This is a genomic window from Terrabacter sp. Ter38, assembly GCF_024519435.1.
Classification (GTDB): Bacteria; Actinomycetota; Actinomycetes; order Actinomycetales; family Dermatophilaceae; genus Terrabacter.
The window spans coordinates 87,444-111,302 of record NZ_JALJRZ010000008.1 but is presented as its reverse complement, the minus strand read 5'-3'; the positions used below and the strand labels follow the sequence as shown (position 1 = coordinate 111,302).

Here is a 23,859-nt window from a genome sequence, read left to right as displayed (position 1 = left end):
CGGTGTCCGCCAGATCACACCAGGATGAGGGATCCTTGTGACCCAACTACTACTACGCTGTGTAGTACCGACAGAGAAGCTGCCGGAACACACACCGAGTTCTGGAGTTGAGTTCCATGGGCACCATCCCGCGCGACACGCACACCGAAGGTAGTGCGCCGGTCACCACGCACGACCCCACCCAGGGCGTCGTCACCTTCCAGGAGGAGGTGGTCCGCTCGGCCGTGGCCCGCAAGTTCCTCGCTGGTCTGCGCATCGTGCTCGGCTTCACCTTCCTCTGGCCCTTCCTCGACAAGCTGTTCGGGCTCGGCTACATGACCCCGTCGGCCAAGGCGTGGATCCACGGCGGCACGCCCGCCCAGGGCTTCATGAAGCACGCCGAGGGCCCGTTCGCCTCCTTCTTCAACAACATCGCCGGCCCGTGGGCCGACTGGCTGTTCATGGCCGGCCTCCTCGGCATCGGTATCGCCCTCCTCGCCGGCGCCGGCCTCAAGATCGCCGCCTGGACCGCTGCACTCCTCCTGGCGCTGATGTACCTCGCCGAGTTCCCCCTCGGCACCACCGGCGTCTACACCAACCCGCTCATCGACAGCCACTGGATCGAGGCACTGGGCGTCGCGGTTCTCGCCACGACGCTCGCCGGGGACACCTGGGGCCTTGGCAAGTGGTGGGGCCGCCACGTCGGTAACGGCCTCCTGCGGTGAGTCGGGTCGGTGGCCGCGTCCCTGATGCGGCCACCAGCACGGACCTTCGGGCCCGAGCAGCGAGGCGGTCCTCCTCGGAGGGCCGCCTTCCTGCTGCGCGCAGCGAGCGCGCGCGAGCAACCTCCTGCCGCCGGGCACAGACGTATGCCGCCCGGCCGAGGTGGCCGGACGGCATACGTCGTCGGGATGGTGCGAGGTGACCGCTCAGCCCACGCGGAGCGTCACCTTCGACGAGGCGGACGGGTAGTAGCGTCCGGACCCGTTGTAGGTGGCCGTCACCCAGTGCGTGCCGCGCGAGAGCACCGGCGCCTTGAGCGACGCCTTGCCCTTCGAGACGGTCGACGTGCCCAGGACCCGGGTGCCGTCACGGAAGGTGACGGTGCCCGTGGCGGTCGACGGTGAGAGGGTCGCGGTCAGCGTCGGGCGGCCGCCGTAGCGGTAGCTCGTGCTGCTCGACGCGAGCGCCGTCGCCGACGCCACGCCCTTGACGGTCACCTTGACCGCCGCCGACGTGCTGGCGAGGGTCGTGGCGTCACCTGAGTAGTGCGCGACGAACGTCTGCGTGCCTCGCGGCAGGCCGGTGACCGGCAGGACCGCCTTGCCGCCAGAGACCGCAACCGTCCGGAGCGCCTTGCCGTTCCAGTCGAACCTCACGGTGCCGGTGCCGCTCGACGGGGACACCGTCGCCGTGAGCACCGTCTTGCCGCCCTGGGTGAAGCTCGACGGGCTGGCCGTCAGCTTCGTGGTCGAGCTCGTGCGCACCGTGACGACCTTGGCCCGCGAGCCGTTGGTGTTGAGGTGGTGCAGCAGGAGCAGACCCTGCGGCTTGTCGACCGCAGCCGTGGCCTCGTCGCGACGGACCTCGAGCTTCTCGCCCGGGAGGTCGCTGTTGAGGAGGGTCCCGAAGTCGCCGTACGCCGACAGGCCGGGGGACGCGAGGCTGATCGTCATCGGCTTCGCGGCAGAGCCGACGGCGTCGACGGAGGCGCCCTGGGCGTACGAGCTGACCCAGTAACGGACCTTCGGCGCGGCACCCGTCACGAGCCCGGCGTCCTTGAGGACCCCGACCGAGATCGGCATGACGAGCGAGTCGCTGTTGAAGACGTTCGTGTCGAACGACCCGTCGACACCGTTGACGAGCTGCTGGTCGAGCGTGTGACCGAAGCCGGCGCCCGCCCGCAGGTCGACGAGATCGGCCACGAAGTAGTCGAAGTCGTCGGTCGTCGAGATCCGCGCGTTGAAGACCACCGCGTCAGCCGTGCCGTCGGCGTTCGTGTCGAGGAAGACGTCGAACTCCGTGGACGTGGCCGGCGTGCGCCACGGGCCGTGGGTGTTCATCCCGAACGTCAGCATCGCCTGGTCGAGGCTCGGCACGATCGGGGCATCGGAGGCCGCGCCGACGTAGCGCAGGTCGGCCCCCCGGTCGTCGGCGGTCGCGTTGCAGTCGACGACGCGGGTCGACGAGCAGTCCGCGCGGCGCGGGCTCGTGCCCTGCAGCTCGAACGTCGAGACCGTGGAGACGTACGACGTGGTGCCACTGCCCTGGTCGATGCCGGTGCCCGTGAGCGGGAGCATCGAGGTGGCGATGCCGGCCGGGAGGCCGGACTGCCTGGTCACCGTCGTGCTCGACGGCGACGACATCGTCGACGCCGCGCGCGGAGCGGACCAGACCGGCACACGCAGCGTGCCGCCGGACGTCCCCTGGACCGGCTCGAGGAGCATGCGGCCGCTGGCGTCGGCGCGGTAGCTGCGCTGGATGCCGATCTCGAGCGGGTCGGCGACCGTCGTCGGGTCGGTGACGGCGCGCAGCGCCGAACGCGTGAAGGTCGCCGTGACCAAGACGTCGACGGAGCCGTTGGCCGGCACGCGGACCTGGGACGGGCTGAACGAGTACGTCACACCCGGCGTCGGGTGCGCCGCGTCGTAGGACAGCACGTAGGCCGCCGACGTGACCGGGCGCTTGTTGACGATGCGCACGGTCTTCGTCAGGGTCTGCGTCGGCGCCGTGACGGCGACAGGACCGAACGAGACGCTGACGGCGCCCTTGTCGTCGGTGACGTACGCGAGGGTGCTCGTGCCGACGGCGGCATCGGCGACGACGCGACCGGCACCCACGCGCTCGGGACCGTAGACGTCGCCCGTGTGGTTCGGACCGACGAAGACGTCCTGGGTCGCGGTGTTCATGATCGAGGCCTTGACCTCCTCGACCGTCCACGTCGGGTGCGAGCCGCGCACGAGCGCGGCCTCACCCGCCACGTGCGGTGAGGCCATCGAGGTGCCGCTCTCGGCGACGCCCTCGTTGCCCGTGCCGACGGCCGCGGAGAAGGTCGTGACACCGGGAGCCGCGACGTCGGGCTTGACGCCACCGGCCACCCCGACGCCTCGCGACGAGAAGCCGGCGAGCTGGTCGATCGCCTTGGGGTTGCGGATGGAGACGCCGTTGCGGAGGTCGTTCGTCATCGTGACGCGGACCTCGTGTGAGGCGTCGAGCTGCGCCTTGATGGCGACCGTCGCCTGGTTGACGGTGAGCATCGCGGGGATGTCGGCGTCGCCGGTGACACCGGCCGAGAACGCGTTGACGTCGCTGCCGTAGATGACGCCGACGGCGCCCGCGTCCTGCGCGCGCTGGGCGCGTGCGGCCGAGCCGCAGCGGCGGCCCGTGCCGTCGAGCCACATCTGCATGACGACCTTGCCGGTCACCTTGGCCTGGTCGGACACGGAGTAGGGCGAGCAGCCGTCGGTGTTGTTGGCGGCGTCGGGGTCCTGGGACCAGTCGCCGACGGTGACGACGGGGACATTCGTGACGCCGGGCTTGGAGGTCCAGTCGTAGGCGACGGACTTGAGGGCCGCGAAGACGTTGTCCTGTGTGCCGTCGACGGTGTCGGCCGGCTCGATGCCGGCGGGGGAGTCGACCTTGAGGCCGTCGACGACGTCGTTGCCGTCGTCGGACGCGGCGACCGCGAGCACGCGGGGCGCGTCGCCCGGGGAGCCGCCGACCTCGTAGACGTCGCCGGAGTTGCCCATCGAGGCGACGACGACGGTGCCGAGCGCGGCGAGGTTGTTCGCGGCCACGGCGTCGGGGTCCTCGGGCGAGCCGTAGGAGCTGCCGAGCGACATGTTGACGACGTCGAGGCGGTCGGACAGGTCACCGTCACCGTTGGGGTCGGCCGCCCAGTCGAGGGCCTCCCCGACGACGTTGGTCGAGCCGTCGCAGCCGAAGACCTTGAGGGCGTAGAGGCTCGCCTCGGGGGCGACACCGGGGCCGATGTCGAGGCTGGACGGGTCGATGTTCGAGCTGTAGCCACCCGTCCACGTCGTGCCGTCGGACGCGACGCCGAACCCGGCGGTCGTGCCGGCGACGTGCGAGCCGTGGCCGTTGCAGTCGAGCGGGTTGGGGTCGGGCTGCGGGTTCGGGTCGTAGGTGTCCGAGGCCGGGTCGGCGTTGTAGGCGTCGCCCGCGAAGTCGTAGCCACCGACCACCTTGGCGGTCGGCGTGAAGGTGTTGGAGGCGCCGGCAGCCGTGAACGCGTCGACCGTGCCGGGGCCGCCGAAGTCGGCGTGGGTGTAGTCGATGCCGGTGTCGATGATGCCGACGCGGACGCCCTTGCCCGTCTGCGACATCGCCTGCCACACCTTCGGCGCGCCGATGAGCGGCACGGACGAGGAGTTGGTCGGCGCCTTGGGCGTCAGCCGGTGGATCGCCTTGACACCGGGGAGCCCGGCGAGGGCCGTGAGCTTCGTCGCGTCGGTACGAACCGCGATTCCGGCGTAGGCCGCGTGCACCTTGTAGAGCGTCCGTGCCTTCGTCGCCGTGGCCGCGAAACGGGACTCGACGCCCTTCTGGGCTGCCTTGACCGTCGAGGTCTGGGTGCGTGCCGCGCTCTTGGCGGCAGCGAGGCCGCGTCCGCGAGCCTGGCCGAACGCCGTCGTCGCGGGCGCGGCGTCGAGCTCGATCATGACGTCGACGGGGCCGGTGGCCTTGCGCAGGCCGGCGTCCACCTTGTCGCCAGCGGCCACGCGCTGGGTGCCGAGGCCGAGGGAGCCGGCGCTCGTGAGGCCGTCGGGCACCGAGGCGTTGCTGCGGTGCTTGACGGACGGGTCAGGGCTCGCCGACACCGGCGTGGCCCCGAGGGTGGTGGCGGCCAGGGCCGCGATGGCTCCTGCGCTCACCGAGCTCATCACGCCACGGCGCGAGCGCCATGGTCCCCGAGTGTTGTCGGACAACTGATCCTCCTTGCGTGGCTCCATTCGCCCGCGATGCACCTGCGCACCGCGGGCGCAGGGACGCTCGCCCCCGAACTTGCCTGCCACGCCGGATGCAACCTATCCCCGTTCGAGCCGCTGGTGCGCATTCCGGGCAAACTGATTCGCGGGGTGTCGAGGGTGTCGGTGCCGGACGGCATACTCGGCGCCATGCAGCGCATCGACGGTCACCTCGTCCTGAGTCCCACGGACCTGACGAAGCACGTGGCCTGTGCGCACATCACGACGCTCGACCTCGAGGCCCTCGACGCCGGCCACGGGACGAGCGCCGGGACCGGCGGCGCGGCGAGCGGCGCCGACGACTCGCTCAACCTCGTCTTCGCCAAGGGGCTCGAGCACGAGCGCGCCTACCTCGAGCGTCTCGTCGCCGAGGGACACGTCGTCGAGGACATCGCGGCCCTGGGGGTCCGGGGTGTCGAGGCCGAGGCGGCGACGCTCGAGGCCATGCGCCGGGGCGTCGACGTCATCTACCAGGCGACGTTCTTCGACGGGCACTGGGTGGGGCTGGCGGACTTCCTCCTGCGCGTCGACGAGCCGAGCGACCTCGGCCCGTGGCGCTACGACATCGCCGACACCAAGCTGGCGCGGCGGCTCAAGGTCCCCGCGCTGCTCCAGATGGCGACGTATGCCGCCCGGCTCGAGCTGCTCCAGGGCGTCCCGCCCCAGTGGCTGACCGTCGTCACCGGCGACACCGAGTCGCACCCGTGGCGGCTCGTCGACGTGGCCCCCTACGCCCGCCGACGCCGTGCCGAGCTGCTCGACGCCATCGCCAACCCGCGACAGACGGAGTCCGCGCGCGTCCAGCACTGCGGTCAGTGCCGCTGGAAGGAGCGGTGTGCCCAGGAGTGGCTCGACCGCGACGACCTCATCCAGGTCGCGGGCATGCGCGCCGACCACCGCGCCGCGCTCATCGACCTCGGCATCCCGACCCTTCGTTCGCTGGCCGAGTCCAGCGAGGAGCGGCTGGCCCCGGCCCTGTCCATCGCCAGCCGGCGTCGGTTGCTGCAGCAGGCCCGCCTCCAGCTCGCCGAGCGCGAGACGGGCCAGGCGCAGTACGAGCTGCTCGACCCCGAGCCGGCCCGGGGTCTGCAGATGCTGCCCGAGCCCGACGAGGGCGACGTCTACCTCGACTTCGAGGGGGACCCGTGGGCCGAGGGCGGTGGGGGGCGCGAGTACCTCGCGGGCATCTGGACACGGCAGGGGGAGTTCGTCGAGTTCTGGGCCCACGACCTCGCCGAGGAAGGGCGCCTGACGACCGATCTCGTCGACTGGCTCACGGAGCGGTGGCGGCGCTTCCCGGGCCTCCACGTCTACCACTACGCCCCCTACGAGACGACCGCTCTCAAGAGGCTCGTCGGCCAGCACGCGACGCGCGAGGCCGAGCTCGACCAGCTGCTGCGCCACGAGGTCTTCGTCGACCTCTACGCCGTCGTGCGCCAGGGCGTGCGCATCAGCAAGGGCTCCTACTCCATCAAGAAGCTCGAGGAGTTCTACTGGGGCCACACGCGATCCGCCGACGGCGCCGGTGTCGCCGACGGTCTCTCGTCGGTCGTCGAGTACGAACGCTGGCTCGCCGGTCGCGACGACGGGTCGGCCGACCAGGCGATCCTCGACGACATCCGGCGCTACAACGAGGAGGACGTCCGCTCGACGCTCGCGCTGCACGAGTGGCTCGAGGAGCGACGCGCCGAGCTCGCCCGAGCGGGGCACACGCTGAGCCGACCCGTTCCCGAGCAGCTGCGCGAGATCAGCGACGAGGAGCGTGCTGAGATCGCGCTCTCCGAGCGGCTGGTCGCCGACGGTCACCTGCTCCTCGCAGGCCTCGCCGGGTGGCACCGGCGCGAGAAGCGCCCGGAGTGGTGGGACTTCTTCCGCTACAAGGAGCTCGAGACGGCCGAGCTCGTCGAGGACGGCACCGCGATCGGCGATCTCGGCGAGCCCGAGGAGATGCGGATCGTCAAGCTCTCCAAGGTCTGGCGCTACCCCTTCCCGCCTCAGGACTGCAAGGTGTCGGTCGGCAAGTACGTCCCCGATGTCGACACCCACGCACCCGTCGGCAAGGTCGTCGACCTCGACCCGATCGAGGGCTGGGTCGAGCTGTCGATGAAGAAGTCGCTGGAGCCGCCGCGTCCGCGCGGCCTCGGCGGACCCGGGCCGGTCATGGACCAGGCGCTCCGGGCCAGCATCGCCCGCACCGGCGAGATTGCGCTGGCCGGGGGGTCCAACCTCGCGACGCGGCTCGTCGAGCGGGTCGTCCCGGCCACCGACCTGCTCGCGCCCCGTGCCGGAGAGTCGCCGAAAGACGTCGTCGTCCGCGTCGGTCGCAGCCTGCGCGGCGAGGTACTGGCCGTCCAGGGGCCCCCCGGCACCGGCAAGACGTATGCCGGGTCGGCGCTGATCCGCGAGCTGCTCGACGCCGGCCTGCGCGTCGGCGTCACCGCGCAGTCCCATGCCGTCGTGCTCAACCTCCTCGACGAGGTGGCCCGTCCCGCCTGGCACAAGGACGGCACCAACGTCGAGGAGGGCGACGAGCCGGACGACCCGAACACCCTCATCCGCCACACGTCCGACAACGCCGCCATCGCGGCCGCGCTCGTCAGCGGGGAGGCGACCCTCGTCGGGGGCACCGCCTGGCTCTGGTCGCGCGACGACATGGTCGATGCCGTCGACGTGCTCGTCATCGACGAGGCCGGTCAGTTCTCGCTGGCCAACGCCGTGGCCGTCGCCCCGGCCGCGCGCTCGCTCGTCCTGCTCGGTGACCCGCAACAGCTGACCCAGCCCACCAAGGCGGTCCACCCCTACGGCTCCGGTGTCTCGGCGCTCGACCACCTCCGCGCCGGTGACGACGGGCTCGTCCACGACGTCATCCCGGCCGAGCGCGGTGTCTTCCTCGACCGTACGCACCGGATGCACCCGAGCCTGACGGCATTCGTCTCGCAGCTCGCCTACGAAGGCCGGCTCGAGTCGGCGCCCGGTCGCGATCAGCTCCGCGTCGAGGCGCCCGGCGCCCTGTCGGGCGACGGGCTGCGCTGGGTCCCCGTCGAGCACGACACGCTGTGCGAACAGTCGAGCCTCCAGGAGGCGCGGGTCGTCCGTGCCCTCGTCGACGACCTGCTGCGCGGAAGCTGGACCACCGCAGACGGCGACTCACGTCCGATCGGTCTCGCCGACGTCCTCGTCGTCGCGCCCTACAACGCGCACGTCGCGACCCTCGCGGCCGAGCTGCCCGACGGCGCCCGGGTCGGCACGGTCGACAAGTTCCAGGGCCAGCAGGGCGCGGTCGTCATCTACTCGATGGCGAGCACCACGGCGGCTCTCGCGCCGCGTGGCGTGTCGTTCCTCTACGACCTGCACCGGCTCAACGTCGCCATCTCCCGCGCCAAGGCGATGGCGGTCATCGTGGGGAGCCCCCTGCTCACCGACGCCGAGGTCCACACGCCGGAGGAGCTGCGCGCCGTCAACGCGCTGTGCCGCTACGTCGACGAGGCCAAGAGCGTCTGAGCCGTGAGCCCGCGGCCCTGTGGCGACCGGTGCGGGGCCTGCGTCGATCGCAGCGACCCCGCGCCTCGGGCGTCAGACGCGGCGAGGGAGCGAGGCGAGGTCCTTCTCGACGACCGCGCGGTCCTCCGGGTCGTCCATCGTGGCGAGCACCTCGCGGGCCTCGGCCTCGAAGCGCTCGGCGGCGTCGAAGTCGCCGCCGACCGCCGCAGCCCGCGCGGATGCCTCGAGGGCGGCCGCGAGGTCCCAGCCCTCGCCGGCACCGGCGCGCGCGATCGTGACGTACCGCCGTGCATGGTACGCAGCGGCATCGGGTTGCCCGAGCACGGCATGCACGCGGGAGACGAGCCAGTGACCCCGGCCCATGTTCTCCGGCTGCACCCCCTCGAACCTCCCCCAGTGGTACATCGACGCATGCGCGCGGGCCAGCATCTCGTCGTCGTCCTCCGGCGACCGCTCGGTCTGCTCGAGCAGCTCCCATGTCGCGTTGTAGAGGTCCACGCCGAGGCGGCGGTGGTCGAGCTCGCTCATGGCGGCACTGTAGACCGCGGCCCGGTCCGGGTTCAGGCCCCGTGGGCGGCGACGTCCCAGAGCCGTCCCTCCCCGCGGATGCCCGGGAGGGCGTCCCGGATCGACCGCTCGGCGAGCTCGGGAGCGACACCGAGGTCGACGGCATACCGCAGTGCGACCGCCGGGGTGCGCTGAACCCCCTGTCGGCAGTGGACGAGCACCCGCTTGCCCTCGGCACGGAACTGTCGCAGCGCTGACGAGGCGTCGTCGAGGACGAAGTCGAGGTGGGGGTTGCTCTCCTCCTGCTCCTCGTCGTTGATCCAGAACTCGATGTGGTCGCGGGCCGTCATGCCGCCGGCGGGGATGTCCTCCAGGCCGAGGGCGCAGAGGGAGACGATCGCCTGCACGTCGAGCTCGGGCACGCGTCCGAGGTCGCTGATGGTGCCCAGCACGATGTCGGGGTCGATGGGGTGAGGGATGCCCAACGTCGGGATCCGCGCATCGCCCATCGTGACGACCGACGGCCACTCGCCGACGCGCCGTCCGCCTGCCGAGGTCGACACGGCGAGCTCGACGAGGTCGTGGGCGCGGAGCCCCGGCCACCCGTGCACCATGCGACGCCACTGGGTCGGCACCGCGGACGCGCCGTAGCGGGCGCCGAGCAGCGAGCCCGCGATGGCGGCCACCGTGTCGGTGTCGTGGCCCGCCCGGACGGCAGCCTGCAGTCCCCGCTGGAGATGCATCGCCGAGCCGTCGCCTCGGTCGGTCGTCGTGATGGCGGCCCAGGCGTCCTGTAGCGCCGTCACCGTGAAGCCGTTGTTGCCGAACTGCCCCGGCTCGGCGCCGGTCGCCGCCTCGATCCAGTCACCCCAGCGCCCGACGTGCGCGGCGCTCACGAGGTCGAGACCGGCCGCGAGGTCGAGACGCCCCTCGGTGACGGCGACGCGGATGGCCTCCGACCACAGCACCGCCGAGTCGCCGGCGAGCGGGTCGGCGTGGGTGAGCAGGGCGATGGCGCGCGCCGCGCGGGCCGTCGCGTCTCGGTCGTCGAGCGCCGACAGGCCGACGATGGGTGTCCGCATCAACGCGCCGTTGCCGGCAGTCAGCCCGGTGCGGGCGTGCAGCGCCTCGCTCGCCCGGGTCAGGCGTTCGTGGGAGCGTCCGGTCAGCTCCTTCGCCTCGGTGAGCACCGAGTGCGTCTGGATGCCGACGTCCGTGGCGCCGCCGTCGAGCCAGGCCGTGAACGCGTCGGCCACGCCGTCGAGGCCCTCGGGCGAGGCGAGGTCGATGCCCTGGGCAGCGATGCGCGCGACGCAGAGCGTCATCTGGGTGTCATCGCTCCATTCACCCGGCTCGTACGGCCCGAGGCCACCGCCCTTCATGACGGCCTCGCCGACCGGGGGCGCCGCCATCTCGTAGGGCACGCCGAGGGCGTCGCCGCAAGCCTCGCCGAGCAGCACCCCCGCCGCGCGGTCGACGGCGATGGGGCGGATCAACACGACGGCTCCTTCTGGACGGGTCTGGAGGGTCTGGAGGTCTGGACGCTCGGGGCGGTGCGGTGGGTGCTTCGGGACGAAACTACCGTCCGCGCCGGCACGGCTGACCGCCCGGTCCAACCGTCGGTGCCGCGTCGGGGGCACGGATGGACGCCGTAGGCTTCTCGCGTGCTCCAACCCCTGACCGTCGTGCTGCTCGTCGCGAGCGGCCTGCTCGGCCTGCTGGCCGCCCACCACCTGCTCCGGGGCCATCTCGTCGACGACCCGCTCATCATCGTGGGCGCCGCCATCGAGCTCGCGCTCGTCGTGCAGCTCGTCGTCGGGCTCACGAAGGCGTCCGCGATCGACGACGGCGCCGAGCGGGCCACCTTCATCGCCTACCTCTTCACCGTCCTGCTCGTCATCCCCGCGACGATCGTCATCGCCGTCAAGGAGAAGACGCAGTGGGCCATGGCCGTCGTACTCGGTGGCGCCCTCGTGGTCGCGATCCTCGTCGCCCGCCTGCAGCAGGTCTGGAGCCTCAATGTCTGAGCCACCACCCACCCCTGCGACCTCGTCGGAGCCGCCGGTCACGGAGCGGCCGCACACCGGGCACGGCTTCGGTCGCGTGCTCGTCGCCGTCTACGGTCTCCTCGCCCTCGCCGCGACGGGACGGTCGATCCTGCAGATCACCGAGTACTTCGACCGGGCCCCCGTCCCGTTCCTCCTCTCGGCGCTCGCGGCGCTCATCTACCTCGTGGCGACCATCGGCCTGGCCCGCGGCGACCGGGCGTCCGTGCGCCTCGCGACCCTCGCCCTCACGGTCGAGCTCGTGGGCGTGCTCGTGGTCGGGACCTGGAGCGTCCTGCGGCCGGAGGCGTTCCCCGAGAAGACCGTCTGGTCCCACTTCGGTGCAGGCTACGGCTACGTCCCACTCGTGCTCCCGCTCGTCGGCCTGTGGTGGATCCGTCGCACGGCCCGGGCCACCGCCGCCTCCGACGCCGAGGTGGCGCGGTCGGTGGAGTGACGCGCCGCCGATAGGGTTGCCGCCATGACCGAGCAGACCCCTGCCCCTGCGCCGACCCCACCGGTGACCCCGGCCGCCGGCCCGCTGACGGTGCGCGAGATCAGCGCCGACGAGGCCGTCGAGACGCTCCTCGAGGTCGGGGGCAGCTTCCTCCAGACGCCCGCCTGGGGACGGGCCAAGGCAGGCTGGCGGCGCACGCACCTAGGCTGGTTCGACGCCTCCGGGGCCCGCATCGGTGCCGGTCTCGTCCTCTCGCGGACCATCCCGCGCCTGTCCCGGTCCTACGCCTACCTGCCCGAGGGCCCGGGCCTGCCGTGGGACGTCGTGGCGACCGACCCGGCGGCGTGGCTCGACCCGCTCGTCGCCTGGGCCAGGGCCAACAAGGCGTTCGCGCTCCGGCTCGGCTACCCCGTCGTCTCCCGCGTCTGGGACCGCGAGCCGGTCAAGAAGCAGGTCGTCGACAACGGCCTGCTCAGTTTCACCACCCTCCCCGCGGCGGTCGACAACCCGGCCGCCCGCACCCTCGAGGCGTGGCTCGACCGCAACCACTGGCTCCCGCTCGGCGCCGACGGCGTCGCGGTGGGTCAGCCCCGCCTGCTCTGCATCGTCGACCTGCGTGGCCGCTCCGACGCCGAGCTGCTCAAGGGCATGAACCAGCAGTGGCGGCGCAACGTCAAGAAGGCCGAGAAGGCCGGCGTCCAGGTGCGCGCGGTCGGGCCCGAGGGGCTCGACACCTTCCACGCGCTCTACGTCGAGTCGGCCGACCGCGACAACTTCCTGCCCCGACCCAAGGCGTACTTCGACGTCATGGCCCGCTCGTTCGCGTCGGACGGCACGGACGGTGACGGCCCGGTGTCGGCGCGCTTCTACGAGGCCCACGTCGACGGCGACGTGCTCGCCTCGGCGCTGATGATCCGCTTCGGTCGGACGTTCTCCTACCTCTACGGCGGTTCGACCGAGCGCAACCGCGACGCCCGGGCCTCCAACGCGCTGCAGTGGCAGGCGATGCGTGACGCCGCCGCGGCCGGGTGCGAGTCCTATGACTTCAGGGGTTTCAACACCTCCCTCGGTGCCACGAGCCCGCTCACTGGCCTGCTGCTCTTCAAGCTCGGCGCCGGCGCCGACGTCGTCGAGATGGTGGGGGAGCGCGAGCTCGTCATCAGCAGGTTCTGGCACCTCGCCTTCGAGAAGGCCATGGCTGCCCGGATCGCGATCAACAAGCGCCGCAAGGCGGCCCGCGCCTCGGCCGACGCCGCCGACATCTGACCGACCGCGGTGTGAGTGGCCCGCCGACCGCGGCTCAGCGGCGCTGGATGTCGAAGTACGGGCTGATGTAGCAGGTGGCATAGCCCTGCCCCTGCTGCGCCGTGACGACGATCCCGTCGACGAGCACCCGGCACGACACGGCGCCGCGGACACCTGACCCGGTCGGGTCGCTCGTGCGCACCCGGAGGCTGAAGTAGTCGTTGCTCGTCGCGCCCGGCCTGACCGGCACCTCGAAGGCGAGCGGCGCGATCTGCGCGGGGTAGTCGTAGCGCTGGTGCGTCGCGTCCGACAGGGACACCTCGATGCGGGCGCCCGTCTCGGCATACGCCTCGAAGCGGATGGTCCGGGCGTCCGAAGGTACGGGGGTCACGGGGACGGCCGGGACCGGGAGGAGCGTGGGGGGCGAGGTCAGGACGCCGCGGGTCGGGGCGGTCGGCTTCGCGGTCGCACCGGGGACCGACGGGGTCGGGCTGGCGCCGGGCGCCACGGGCGTGATCGTCGGGGCCTGGAGCGTGCGGGTCACGACGGGCCGGTTGCGGGTGATGCTGATGGCAGGTCGGGCGACCGGGTCGAGATCGTCGACGAGGCTCGTCGACGCCCAGAACCCGAGGGGGACGAGCAGCCCGACGAGGATCGCCACGACGTGCCAGGCCCGGAGGCGCCCGCCGAGCGAGCGTCCCGCGGCCCCCGGCAGGGTCACGGTCCGCAGCCGCTCGGTTACTGGGGGAGGGGTGGGAGCGGCCGGCGGCGGTGGCGGCGTCGCGTGGCCGGCCCCGACCTTCTGCGGCACCCAGCTCGTCGCCGGCGGTGGCTCGAGACCGAACGTCGTGTCGTATGCCGTCGTGTCCGCGGGCGCCCCGGCCCCGGTGGGCAGGTCTGTGGGGTCGACGGACCCGACCTGGTCGATGCCGCCGGCGCCGGTCCACCCGGCCGAAGGGTCGGTCGGCCCGGGTGTCCGATCTCCCGTCGTGTCGCGGGTCGGGTCGGGCTGGTGCGGCGGAGTCTCGGACACGCAGTCCCCTCGTCTCGTGCGTTCGGCCCAATCTAGTGCGGCTGACCATCCCTGACCCCGGTCACAGGGAGGGGCTGCACACGACCTGATGATCGGAGGTGTCGACGGCCACGAGCTGCCGGCCGGCGTAGACCCGGCACTGGATCGTGCCCAGCCCGGTCATCACGGTCGCCGTGACCCGCAGCTCGGACGGCCGCGTGTCGAGCCTGATCCTGGCGGCGTATGGGCCGGGCCCCTGGTGCCCGTCGAGGACGTCGCCGCCCGAGGTGATGTCGACGCCCGCGACGAGCCCCGCACCGGGCGAGCTCGGCGTCGACACCACCTCGACGGTCAGTGAGGTGGCGTCCGCCGGCACCGGGAACACCTCGGGCGTCCCACCGAGCATCGGGGCGAAGGCCGTGGAGGCCGTGATGTCCCGGGCGTAGACGCCGATCACGGATCCGGGGGCGTCTGCGCTGCCGTCGGACGTCCCGTCGGACGTGCCGTCGAGCGTCCCGTCCATCGTGCTGTCGCAGTCCTGGACGCCAGGTCCTGCGCCCGAGTCGTAGGTCCAGCACTCGTAGCTCTCGGCGGCGGCGTCGTGGTTCGAGAGACCGAGGAGCAGCGGTCCGACGAGGAAGAACGCGGCCCAGCCGGGCAGGCGTCGCCGGGGCGGTCGCCGGACCGGCGAGGTGGTGAGGACCGGCGGCACGGGGGCCTGCCACGAGGACGGCGCCGGTGACGGCGCAGCGGTGGCCGACGACCGAGGCGCCCATGCCTCCGGGGGCAGGGACGGCCCCGACGGTGCGGGGCCGGCGCCGGGCGCGTCGTCCGGGAAGGAGACGTGCCGGTCCCGCTGGGGGTCCGGGAGGGCCGGGCGCGTGTGGTCGGGATCGGACAACGATGCCTCGCTTCAGACGGGTGGGACCACGGTAGGTCCTCGAGTGCCGCAGTCGTCGCACCTCTGACCGTCCCGGGCCTCGGCGCGTTCCGTGCAGCTGCCGAGTCCCGACCCGGGAGCCTTGGGCCCGGGCTCGGGCTCGGCGGACACGGCTCCACGTCCAGTGGGTCGGGGAGCGGTCGACGGACGGGTGACCCACCCGGAGCCGTCAGTCGGCACCGGGCCGCCAACCGCCGACCCGGATCTCGGTGCCGTCGACGATGTCGACCGGCGAGGTCGGGTCCAGCGGGACGGCCACCGGTGACGACCCCTCGCTCACGACGATCGTCATCGACGCGGTCTGCTCGACACCGGCGGCGGCGAGGTCGCCCCGCCACCCGAGGTCGACATGGGCGATGTCACCGGGATCGAGGGGCACCGTCCGCGCGCTCGAGGTCTCCGGATCGTGCAGGCGACCGCGAGGGTTGGCGAACACGGTCCCAGAGGGTCCTCGGGCGGACACCACGGCATACCCGGTGAGCACGCACGGGACCCGGCTGGAGTTGGTGACCCGCACCCGCATCTGCCGGTAGCCCAGTGCGGGGTCGACCGGGCTCGCCGAGACGTCCAGCTGGCTCGGCTGGCACGGTCCGTCCGGGAAGAGCGGCGCCGCCGGGTCGACCGGCCCCGTCGGCGTCCCGGCGTTCCGACTGGGCGGCAGCACGAGCGGAGGTTCGGTGGGCAGAGCCGTCGGCGTCTGCTCGGTCGGGGCCGACGAGGCCGGTGGGACGTCCGCATCGGTGATGGAGTCAGGTGGCGGGCTCGCGCAGCCGCCGGCGAGGAGGGCGAGGAGCGCAAGGGATGCGGCGGACACGACGGACCCGGTCCGCGTCCTGCCGGCCTCGTTGTGCACGCCCGTTCCCCTCATGGCTCCACGCTAGGCGAGTCACGGGTGCGTCGACCCGAGCCCCGCGAGACCTCGACGAGGTCTTCACCGACACCGCACGGGGCGGCCGGGGATATCCGTTCGGAGTCATCCTCGCCGCCCGCCTATCCTGTCGAGCATGTCCGACGAGCCTGCGAACGCACCCGCGCGCTCGCGGCCACCCCGTCGACGCGGACGTCGTCGGCCGGCAGGCACCGAGTCGTCTTCGGCGCAGACCCCCTCGGCCACCACCGCGCCCCCGGCCACCACCGCACCCTCGACGCCCCCAGCCGCCCAGGGCCCGACCGACCGGCCGCCCCAGCGCGAGAGGACAACGGAGCGTGATCGGCGCGACCACGGCCGCACGACGCCGGCGCGCCGTCAGGGCGGCCGCACCCTGACACCCGAGCAGCGGGAAGCCCGCCGCGCCGCCCGGGCGGCGACCGTCCCGACCATCACCTATCCGGAGCACCTGCCGGTCGTCGAGCGCCGCGACGACATCGCCGCGGCGATCCGGGACCATCAGGTCGTCGTCATCGCCGGTGAGACGGGGTCGGGCAAGACGACCCAGATCCCGAAGATCTGCCTCGAGCTCGGTCGCGGCCTCGACGGCGTCATCGGGCACACCCAACCGCGACGCATCGCGGCGCGAGCCGTTGCCGAGCGGCTCTCCGAGGAGCTCGCCGTCGAGCTGGGCACCGCTGTCGGCTACCAGGTGCGCTTCACCGACCAGAGCAGCCGCGACACGCTCGTCAAGGTCATGACCGACGGCATTCTGCTCGCCGAGATGCAGCGTGACCGCGAGCTGCGCCGCTACGACACGATCATCATCGACGAGGCCCACGAGCGCAGCCTCAACATCGACTTCATCCTCGGCTACCTCAAGCAGCTGCTGCCTCGGCGCCCCGACCTCAAGGTCATCATCACCTCGGCGACGATCGACCCGCAGCGCTTCGCCGAGCACTTCGCCGACCCGGCGACGGGCGAGCCAGCCCCGATCATCGAGGTCTCGGGCCGCACCTTCCCCGTCGAGATCCGCTACCGACCCCTCGTCGACCCCGACCGCCCCGACGCCGAGGAGCGCGACATGGTGACGGGCGTCTGCGAGGCCGTCGAGGAGCTGTGGACCGAGCGCCACTCCGGCACGAGCAGCGACATCCTCGTCTTCTTCTCCGGCGAGCGGGAGATCCGCGACGCCGCCGACGCGCTCAATGGCCTGAAGCTGCCCGTGACCGAGGTCGTCCCGCTCTACGGACGGCTCTCCGCGGCGGAGCAGCACCGCGTCTTCTCGCCGCACACCGGCCGCCGGATCGTGCTGGCCACCAACGTCGCCGAGACCTCGCTGACCGTCCCGGGCATCCGCTACGTCATCGACACCGGCACGGCGCGCATCAGCCGCTACAGCCAGCGCACCAAGGTCCAGCGCCTGCCCATCGAACCGGTCAGCCAGGCGTCCGCCAACCAGCGGTCCGGTCGCTGCGGGCGCGTCTCCGACGGCATCGCCATCCGCCTCTACTCCGAGGACGACTACGACAGCCGCCCCGAGTTCACCGACCCCGAGATCCTGCGCACCAACCTCGCCTCGGTCATCCTCCAGATGACGAGCCTCGGGCTCGGTGACATCGCACGCTTTCCCTTCGTCGACCCGCCGGACAGCCGCCAGATCACCGACGGCGTCCGGCTCCTCGAGGAGCTCCAGGCCTTCGCCCCCGAGGACGACGAGCCGGCCGCCCGGGGGAGGAGACGTCCGGGACGCCGCCTGACGGCATACGGCCGCACCATCGCGACGCTGCCGATCGACCCGCGGCACGCGCGCATGGTCATCGAGGCCGACCAGCGTGGCGTGCTCCGCGAGGTGCTCGTCATCGTCGCGGCCCTCTCGATCCAGGACCCGCGAGAGCGACCGCAGGACAAGCAGGAGCTCGCCAACGCCTCGCACAAGCGCTTCGCGGACGAGACGAGTGACTTCGTCACGTGGCTCAACCTCTGGGCCTACCTCAGGGAGCAGCAGCACGAGCTGAGCAGCAGCGCCTTCCGCCGCCTCTGCAAGGCCGAGTTCCTCCACTACCTGCGCATCCGTGAGTGGCAGGACCTCCACAGCCAGGTCAAGCAGGCGGCCAAGCAGGCCGGTCTCGACCTGAGCCGCGGGAGCACCCACGTGGCCCAGGGCGAGATCGACGTCGACGCGATCCACCAGTCGCTGCTCGCCGGACTCCTCTCGCACGTCGGCGTCCGGGACGAGCAGAAGCGGGAGTATGCCGGTGCGCGCGGCACGCGTTTCGGCATCAGTCCGGGGTCGGCGCTCTTCCGCAAGCAGCCCCAGTTCGTCATGGCCGAGGAGCTCGTCGAGACGAGCCGCCTGTGGGCCCGGGTCAACGCCCGCATCGACCCCATCTGGGCCGAACAGCTCGGCGAGCACCTCGTGAAGCGGCAGTACTCCGAGCCGCGATGGTCGGGCAAGCGGGGCTCGGCCGTGGCGACCGAGCGGGTCACGCTTTACGGCGTGCCGCTCGTCGTCGGGCGCGTCGTCGGCCTCGGCCGCATCGACCCCGAGCTCGCCCGCGACCTCTTCGTCCGGCACGCGCTCGTCGAGGGCGACTGGCACACCGAGCACGCCTTCCTGCGCGAGAACGCCGCCCTCGTCGAGCGCCTCGGCGAGCTCGAGGCCCGCACCCGGCGCCGCGACATCGTCGTCGACGACAGCACCTTGATCGCTTTCTACGACAAGCGGATTCCCGCCGACGTCGTCTCGGGACGTCACTTCGACTCGTGGTGGAGAAAGGCACGGCGCCAGACACCGGACCTGCTGACCTTCACCGAGGAGCTGCTCCTGCGCGAGAGCGCGGGCAGCATCGCCGACGAGGACCACCCGACGACATGGACCCAGGGCGAGAACGTCCTGTCGGTGACCTACCAGTTCGAGCCGGGATCGGCACAGGACGGCGTGACCGTGCACATCCCCGTCGAGCGACTCAACCAGGTGACACCCGACGGCTTCGACTGGCAGGTCCCGGGCTTCCGCGAGGAGCTGGTCACCGCGCTGATCCGCAGCCTGCCCAAGGGGATCCGCCGCCACCTCGTTCCGGCGCCCGACCACGCCCGGGCCGTGCTGCCCGAGCTCGAGCCGACGTCGGGACCGCTCCTCGTGGCGCTCGCGACCGTCCTGCGGCGCCGGGCGGGTGTCGCCGTCAGTCCTGCGGACTTCGACGTCGAGCGCATCCCGCCGCACCTGCAGGTGACCTTCAGCGTCGACGGCGCCGACGGCCGACCGGTCGCCACCGGCAAGGACCTCGAGGCGGTCCGTGACACCGCTGCGCCGCAGCTGCGCCGTCAGGTCAGCCGCGCCGGCTCCGGACTCGAGCGAGCAGGCCTCACGTCGTTCCCCGACGAAGGCGTGGCCGAGTCGTTCGAGAGCGCGCAGGGCGTCCACGGCTACCCCGCCCTCGTCGACACGGGCGCGGCCGTCGACGTCCGGGTGCTCCCGACGCGCGCCGAGGCCGACGCCGAGCATCGGCTCGGGGTCCGGCGACTCCTCCTGCTCGGCATCTCGCCTCCGTGGAAGCAGATCCTCGCCCGCCTGACGAACACCCAGAAGCTCGCCCTCGGCCACAACCCGCACGGCAGCGTTCCGGCGCTGCTCGACGACTGCCTCGCCGCGGCCGTCGACGCGATCCGCGACGACGCCGTCACCGACCGGGCGGACCACACGGTGCGCACCCGCGAGGACTTCGAGTGGGCCCTGTCTGCCGTGCGCACCCACACGACCGCCAAGGTCGTGCAGGTCGTGGGGCTCGTCGAGCCGATCCTCGCCAAGCACCTGGCCCTGACGAACCGGCTCGCCGAGCTCGACCGGTCGAGCAACCCGGCCATCCGGCCGATGCTCGCCGACGTCCGGGCGCAGCTGCGCGAGCTGGTGCGCCCCGGCTTCGTCGCCGACACCGGGCTGCGCCGCCTGCCCGACCTCGACCGCTACCTGCGGGGCATCACGCACCGCCTCGACAAGGCGCCGGCCAACCTGGCGCGCGACGCCCAGGCCCTCGAACAGGTCGACCTCGTCGAGGGACGGTACGCCGATCTGCTCGACACGCTGCGGCCTGCCCAGCGCGGCGCCGCCGACGTCGTCGACATCGGCTGGATGATCGAGGAGCTGCGGGTCTCGCTCTTCGCGCAGACGGTCGGGACGGCATACAGCGTCTCGCCGCAGCGCATCCTCAAGGCGATCGCCAAGGTGGACGCCTGACCCCTGCCGCGCCCGGACGTGGGGAATCATGGGACGAAGCCGGGCGTTGCACGAAGGACCCCGTACGACGAAAGGCCAGACCCGTGCAGGACCCGACCGAGCTCTTCCAGTTCGAGAGCGACACCTCACCGAGCCAGCTCCAGCAGCTGCAGGCGTCGGTGCTCGTGGTCGCCCTCGGCGGATTCATCGACGCCGGCCACACCCAGCGACTCATGGCCGACCACATCCTCGAGACGCACGAGTCGCGCGTCATCGCCTCCTTCGACGTCGACCAGCTGCTCGACTACCGCGGCCGCCGTCCCGTCATGGTCTTCGACCGCGACCACTGGAGCAGCTACGACGACCCGAGCCTGCTGCTGCACCGCGTCGTGGACAAGGAGGGGGTGCCGTTCCTGCTCCTCGTCGGCCCCGAGCCCGACTACCAGTGGAACCGGATGGTCGAGGCGACCACGATGCTCGTCAAGGCGTTCGGCGTCGACCTCACCGTGAGCGTCCACGGTATCCCCATGGCCGTCCCGCACACCCGACCGCTCGGCGTGACCGCTCACGGAACGAATCCGCGCCTCGTGACCGGCAACGACCCGGCGTTCGGCACGATCCAGGTGCCGGCGAGCTTCTCGTCGCTGCTCGAGCTGCGGCTCGGCGAGGCGGGTCTCGACGCCATCGGTTTCGCCGTCCACGTGCCGCACTACCTCGGTCAGAGCGAGTTCGCCGATGCGGCCGTGCTCGGACTCGAGCGGGTGCGCGCAGCGACGGGGCTCGACCTCGACCTGCGCGAGCTCGCCGCGACGGCCGGACTCAACCGGGCCGAGATCACCCGCCAGATGGAGGAGTCCGACGAGATCTCCGCGGTGGTGCACGCGCTCGAGCAGCAGTACGACACGTTCCTCGAGGGTCGACAGCAGCGCAACCTGCTCGCCACGGACCTTTCTGACCTGCCGACGGCCGACGAGATCGGCGCCGAGTTCGAGGCGTTCCTCAAGGACGTCACCGAGGACGAGCCGGGCGACGACCGCGGCTGAACCACGCTGACCACGGCGGGTCCGAGCACTCCTCGGGCCCGCCTTCTCGGGTCAGGCCTTGGCCTCGCTCCAGCGCCGCACGACCGAGGTGTCAGCGACGAAGCGGACCTCGTCGGTGCCCGCCCATGTGCGAGCGGCGCTCGACAGGGTGCCCTCGACGGCGGCGGCCGCGGCCGCGGCGTGCTCCTCGGGCACGTGGACGAGCAGCTCGTCGTGCAGGCACAGGACGATCTGGCCGCCGAGCGGTCGCACCGCGTGCCGGACCGTTGCCGCCCAGGCCTTGAAGAGCTCGGCCGCCGAGCCCTGGATGATGGCGTTGCGGGCGTAACGGCCGCGGGCGCCGTCGGCGCCCGTCGCCGAGAACTCGGCGCTCCCGGAGGGCTCCGGCGCACCGGGCTCGAGGGCGGGCACGGGCACGCCGCCGAAGCGGATCAGCCGCCCGCCCCACGTCCGCACCGGCCGGCGGGCGACCCCGTCGGCGTACGCCCGGTCGAGCAACCCCATGGCCACGGGGTAGGCGCGCTCGAGGTCCTTGAGGGCCTCGCCCGCAGCGCCCGACCGCTGGCCGTACATCGCGGCGAGTACCGCCACCTTCGCCTTGGGCCGGTCGGCGCCGAGCTTGGCGGCGACGGGAGCGTAGAGGTCGTCGGCACGGGTGGCCTCGGCGAACGCCCGGTCGGCGCTGACGACGGCGAGCACGCGTGGCTCGATCTGGCCGAGGTCGGCGCGGACGAAGACGTGGCCGGGGGCAGCGCAGATGGCCGGCCGCAGGGGAGCCGGCAGGTTGTGGAGCCCGTTCTGAGCGGTCATGCGCCCGGCCGCTCCGTCGCACGCCGTCCACCCGCCACGGAGCCGGTCGTCGGCGCCGACGTGGTCGTCGAGCCAGCGGTAGCCGTAGGTCGTCGCGATCCGCTCGTCCTTGCGCCACCGGAGCAGTGCGTCGACGAGGGGGTGGGTGTGCCGGTAGGGCTCGAGCACCCAGGCTCGCGTGTTGGGGACGTCGACACCGACCGAGAGGAGCAGGTCGCGCACCTGGCCCGGGTTGCGCAGGTCGGTGCGCTCACGGCCCGGGGCGAGGCGCAGCACGGCGGCGTCGCGCTCGGCCCGGATGTGCGCCGCGTCGGCCTCGTCGCGGGGTCGCGCACCGGCGGACGCCGCGATGAGGTCCTCGGCGGCGGGCCGGTCGACGGGGAGCCCGTCGCGCTCGAGCTCGAGGCAGAGCACGGCCGCGGCGGACTCGGACCACACGGTGCGCTCGAGGCGGTTCGCGTGGGCGCCGCCGATGCGCAGGAGGGCCTCGAGCTGCGCCGACCGGCAGTCGAGGGCCAGCACCGCCAGCTCCCGCAGCCGAGCCTCGTCGGTCGCCCACGCGAGGGCGTCCGCACGGAGGTGACCCGCATCCGTCAGCAGGGACGCGTCCTCGCCGGCAACGACGTCGAAGAGATCGCCGTCGAAGCCGCTCAGCCGCGGCGCGCGTGGTGCGGGCACCTCGGCCTCGTCGAGCCCGAGGCACCCGGCCACGACATGACCGGGCGTCGCCCACCAGCCGCCGTGGACGATGCGGTGGGCCTCGGCGAGGTCCCACGTGCGGGAGACGTCGACACCGGCCCCGACGACGGGCCGCAGGGTCGAGGCGGCCGACCACACGACCCAGCGCGGACCGAGCCTGGTCGTCGTGTCGACGAACCGGCGCACCACGTCGCCGAGCGGCCACGCCTCGTCGACGTCCGGCCCGACGGCATACGCCCCTCGGGAGCCGACCACGAGCGCGACGAGCGGTGGACCGGAAGCCTTGTCAGTCAAGGCAGCCCGCGATCCGCTCGATGGCCTCGCGGAGGATGTCGGGGGAGGTCGCGTAGTTGAGCCTCGCGTGCCCCGCGCCGCCGGAGCCGAAGATCGGACCGGGGGAGAGCGCGACGCGTGCGCGGCGCAGCACCTCGCCGGTGGGGTCGTCGCCGAGGCCCAGCCCGGAGAGGTCGATCCACGCGAGGTAGGTCGCCTCGGGCACGACGAGACGGGCTCCGGGCAGCTGCGCTGCGACGAGCTCGGCGAGCAGACGCCGGTTGGAGTCGAGCTCGCGGACGAGGCGGTGCACCCACTCGCGCCCGTCGCGGAAGGCAGCCGTCTGCGCGATGACGCCCAGTTGGCTCGCGCCGAACGTGACCCAGGGGTGGAGGTGGCGCACGTCGTCGACGGCATCGTCCCCCGGGACGATGATCGCGGCCTTGAGTCCTGCGAGGTTCCACGCCTTGGAGGCCGATGTCACGGTGATGCCGCGCTCGGTCCCCGCGACGGAGAGGTAGGGCGTGAACGTGCTCGTCGGCAGCACGAGTGGACCGTGGATCTCGTCGGAGACGACCCGGACGCCGTGCTCGTCGGCGACCCGGGCGAGGGCCGCCAGCTCGTCGCGGGTGTGCACCGTGCCGGTCGGGTTGTGCGGGTTGGAGAGCAGGTATGCCGCGCGGTCGCCCCTAGCGGTCACCTCGGCGAAGACGTCGGCGAGGCGGTCGAGGTCGAGCCGGTGGTCTGGACCGAGCGGCGCCTCGATGACCCGCCGTCCACACGCCTCGATGACCTCGTAGAAGGCGTTGTAGACGGGCGGGCTGACGACCACCGGGCCACCGGGGTCGGTGAGGAGCCCGAGCAGGTGGGTCACGCCGGTCAGCACGTCGGCCACGCGGGTCGTGCGGTCGTGGTCGAAGCGCCAGTCCCACTCGGCGTCGGCGAACGCGGCGACCTCGGCGGCATACTCCTGCGTCAGGGCGTAGCCCGTGTCGCCCCGGGCCACGGCGGCGCTCACGGCGTCCACGACGGCGGGGCACGGCGCGCAGTCCATCTCGGCGATCCACATCGGGATGACGTCGGGCTCGTAGCGCCCCCACTTCACCGACGTGCGGTCGCGCCGGAGGTCGGCCAGCGGGACACCGAGGATCGTCGCGCTGTCTTCGTGCCTCTCACCCATGGGAGCGACCCTACGAGAGGGGGGCGACGTCGTCTCCCGGGGTCCCCCGGCCGGCTCGACTGGGTACGTGAGTGCCACGAGCGACCCGGGCGGCAT

General features: G+C 72.5%; 15 protein-coding genes. 7 read left to right on the top strand and 8 right to left on the bottom strand.

The window, feature by feature from the left end; translation table 11 throughout:
* The first annotated feature begins 116 nt into the window (after nucleotides 1–116).
* On the top strand, nucleotides 117–704 hold the full coding sequence (locus NR112_RS16370; RefSeq protein ID WP_256795374.1) for a DoxX family protein: 588 nt from the start codon (nucleotides 117–119) through the stop codon (nucleotides 702–704).
* Between the two features lie 204 nt (nucleotides 705–908).
* Here NR112_RS16370 and NR112_RS16365 read toward each other — a convergent pair whose 3' ends face one another.
* The gene (locus NR112_RS16365) at nucleotides 909–4,874 is read right to left on the bottom strand and encodes a S8 family serine peptidase (protein ID WP_256795373.1); all 3,966 of its coding nucleotides are present in this window, start codon (nucleotides 4,872–4,874) and stop codon (nucleotides 909–911) included.
* 243 nt (nucleotides 4,875–5,117) lie between these two features.
* Here NR112_RS16365 and NR112_RS16360 point away from each other — a divergent pair, with 243 nt between their 5' ends.
* The gene (locus NR112_RS16360; RefSeq protein ID WP_256795372.1) at nucleotides 5,118–8,468 is read left to right on the top strand and encodes a TM0106 family RecB-like putative nuclease; all 3,351 of its coding nucleotides are present in this window, start codon (nucleotides 5,118–5,120) and stop codon (nucleotides 8,466–8,468) included.
* Between the two features lie 72 nt (nucleotides 8,469–8,540).
* On the opposite strand, the gene NR112_RS16355 is transcribed toward NR112_RS16360, so the two are convergent.
* Nucleotides 8,541–8,996 (bottom strand): hypothetical protein, encoded by a 456-nt coding sequence (locus NR112_RS16355; RefSeq protein ID WP_256795371.1) that lies wholly within the window; start codon nucleotides 8,994–8,996, stop codon nucleotides 8,541–8,543.
* Between the two features lie 32 nt (nucleotides 8,997–9,028).
* Nucleotides 9,029–10,474, bottom strand: a complete 1,446-nt coding sequence (locus NR112_RS16350) for an ADP-ribosylglycohydrolase family protein (RefSeq protein ID WP_256795370.1) — start codon at nucleotides 10,472–10,474, stop codon at nucleotides 9,029–9,031.
* Nucleotides 10,475–10,639: 165 nt separating this feature from the next.
* Between NR112_RS16350 and NR112_RS16345 the strand changes: the two genes are divergently transcribed.
* From NR112_RS16345 to NR112_RS16335, 3 genes are read left to right on the top strand one after another with little or no spacing between them, the layout of a single operon-like run.
* Nucleotides 10,640–11,002, top strand: a complete 363-nt coding sequence (locus NR112_RS16345; RefSeq protein ID WP_256795369.1) for a hypothetical protein — start codon at nucleotides 10,640–10,642, stop codon at nucleotides 11,000–11,002.
* Complete coding sequence (locus NR112_RS16340) at nucleotides 10,995–11,477, top strand: hypothetical protein (protein WP_256795368.1); 483 nt, start codon at nucleotides 10,995–10,997, stop codon at nucleotides 11,475–11,477. The genes NR112_RS16345 and NR112_RS16340 overlap by 8 nt, the downstream gene beginning before the upstream one ends.
* A gap of 24 nt (nucleotides 11,478–11,501) precedes the next feature.
* Nucleotides 11,502–12,743, top strand: a complete 1,242-nt coding sequence (locus NR112_RS16335; protein ID WP_256795367.1) for a peptidoglycan bridge formation glycyltransferase FemA/FemB family protein — start codon at nucleotides 11,502–11,504, stop codon at nucleotides 12,741–12,743.
* A 34-nt stretch (nucleotides 12,744–12,777) separates the two neighbouring features.
* Here NR112_RS16335 and NR112_RS16330 read toward each other — a convergent pair whose 3' ends face one another.
* From NR112_RS16330 to NR112_RS16320, 3 genes are all read right to left on the bottom strand, one after another.
* On the bottom strand, nucleotides 12,778–13,755 hold the full coding sequence (locus NR112_RS16330) for a hypothetical protein (RefSeq protein WP_256795366.1): 978 nt from the start codon (nucleotides 13,753–13,755) through the stop codon (nucleotides 12,778–12,780).
* Nucleotides 13,756–13,816: 61 nt separating this feature from the next.
* Nucleotides 13,817–14,446 (bottom strand): hypothetical protein, encoded by a 630-nt coding sequence (locus tag NR112_RS16325; RefSeq protein WP_256795365.1) that lies wholly within the window; start codon nucleotides 14,444–14,446, stop codon nucleotides 13,817–13,819.
* A gap of 397 nt (nucleotides 14,447–14,843) precedes the next feature.
* Complete coding sequence (locus NR112_RS16320) at nucleotides 14,844–15,542, bottom strand: DUF4232 domain-containing protein (RefSeq protein ID WP_256795364.1); 699 nt, start codon at nucleotides 15,540–15,542, stop codon at nucleotides 14,844–14,846.
* Nucleotides 15,543–15,678: 136 nt separating this feature from the next.
* Between NR112_RS16320 and hrpA the strand changes: the two genes are divergently transcribed.
* Nucleotides 15,679–19,779, top strand: a complete 4,101-nt coding sequence (hrpA, locus tag NR112_RS16315) for an ATP-dependent RNA helicase HrpA (RefSeq protein WP_256795363.1) — start codon at nucleotides 15,679–15,681, stop codon at nucleotides 19,777–19,779.
* A gap of 83 nt (nucleotides 19,780–19,862) precedes the next feature.
* Nucleotides 19,863–20,801 (top strand): PAC2 family protein, encoded by a 939-nt coding sequence (locus NR112_RS16310; protein WP_256795362.1) that lies wholly within the window; start codon nucleotides 19,863–19,865, stop codon nucleotides 20,799–20,801.
* Between the two features lie 51 nt (nucleotides 20,802–20,852).
* Here NR112_RS16310 and NR112_RS16305 read toward each other — a convergent pair whose 3' ends face one another.
* On the bottom strand, nucleotides 20,853–22,604 hold the full coding sequence (locus NR112_RS16305; RefSeq protein WP_256795361.1) for a DNA polymerase: 1,752 nt from the start codon (nucleotides 22,602–22,604) through the stop codon (nucleotides 20,853–20,855).
* Complete coding sequence (locus NR112_RS16300; protein ID WP_256795360.1) at nucleotides 22,597–23,763, bottom strand: MalY/PatB family protein; 1,167 nt, start codon at nucleotides 23,761–23,763, stop codon at nucleotides 22,597–22,599. The genes NR112_RS16305 and NR112_RS16300 overlap by 8 nt, the downstream gene beginning before the upstream one ends.
* Nucleotides 23,764–23,859: the final 96 nt, after the last annotated feature.

What these genes read in the sequence shown, in the direction of transcription:
- NR112_RS16370 (WP_256795374.1), top strand. Translation starts at nt 117, where the DNA reads ATGGGCACCATCCCGCGCGACACGCACACCGAAGGTAGTGCGCCGGTC.
- NR112_RS16360 (WP_256795372.1), top strand. Translation starts at nt 5,118, where the DNA reads ATGCAGCGCATCGACGGTCACCTCGTCCTGAGTCCCACGGACCTGACG.
- NR112_RS16355 (WP_256795371.1), bottom strand. Translation starts at nt 8,996, where the DNA reads ATGAGCGAGCTCGACCACCGCCGCCTCGGCGTGGACCTCTACAACGCG.
- NR112_RS16340 (WP_256795368.1), top strand. Translation starts at nt 10,995, where the DNA reads ATGTCTGAGCCACCACCCACCCCTGCGACCTCGTCGGAGCCGCCGGTC.
- NR112_RS16335 (WP_256795367.1), top strand. Translation starts at nt 11,502, where the DNA reads ATGACCGAGCAGACCCCTGCCCCTGCGCCGACCCCACCGGTGACCCCG.
- NR112_RS16320 (WP_256795364.1), bottom strand. Translation starts at nt 15,542, where the DNA reads ATGAGGGGAACGGGCGTGCACAACGAGGCCGGCAGGACGCGGACCGGG.
- hrpA (WP_256795363.1), top strand. Translation starts at nt 15,679, where the DNA reads ATGTCCGACGAGCCTGCGAACGCACCCGCGCGCTCGCGGCCACCCCGT.
- NR112_RS16300 (WP_256795360.1), bottom strand. Translation starts at nt 23,763, where the DNA reads ATGGGTGAGAGGCACGAAGACAGCGCGACGATCCTCGGTGTCCCGCTG.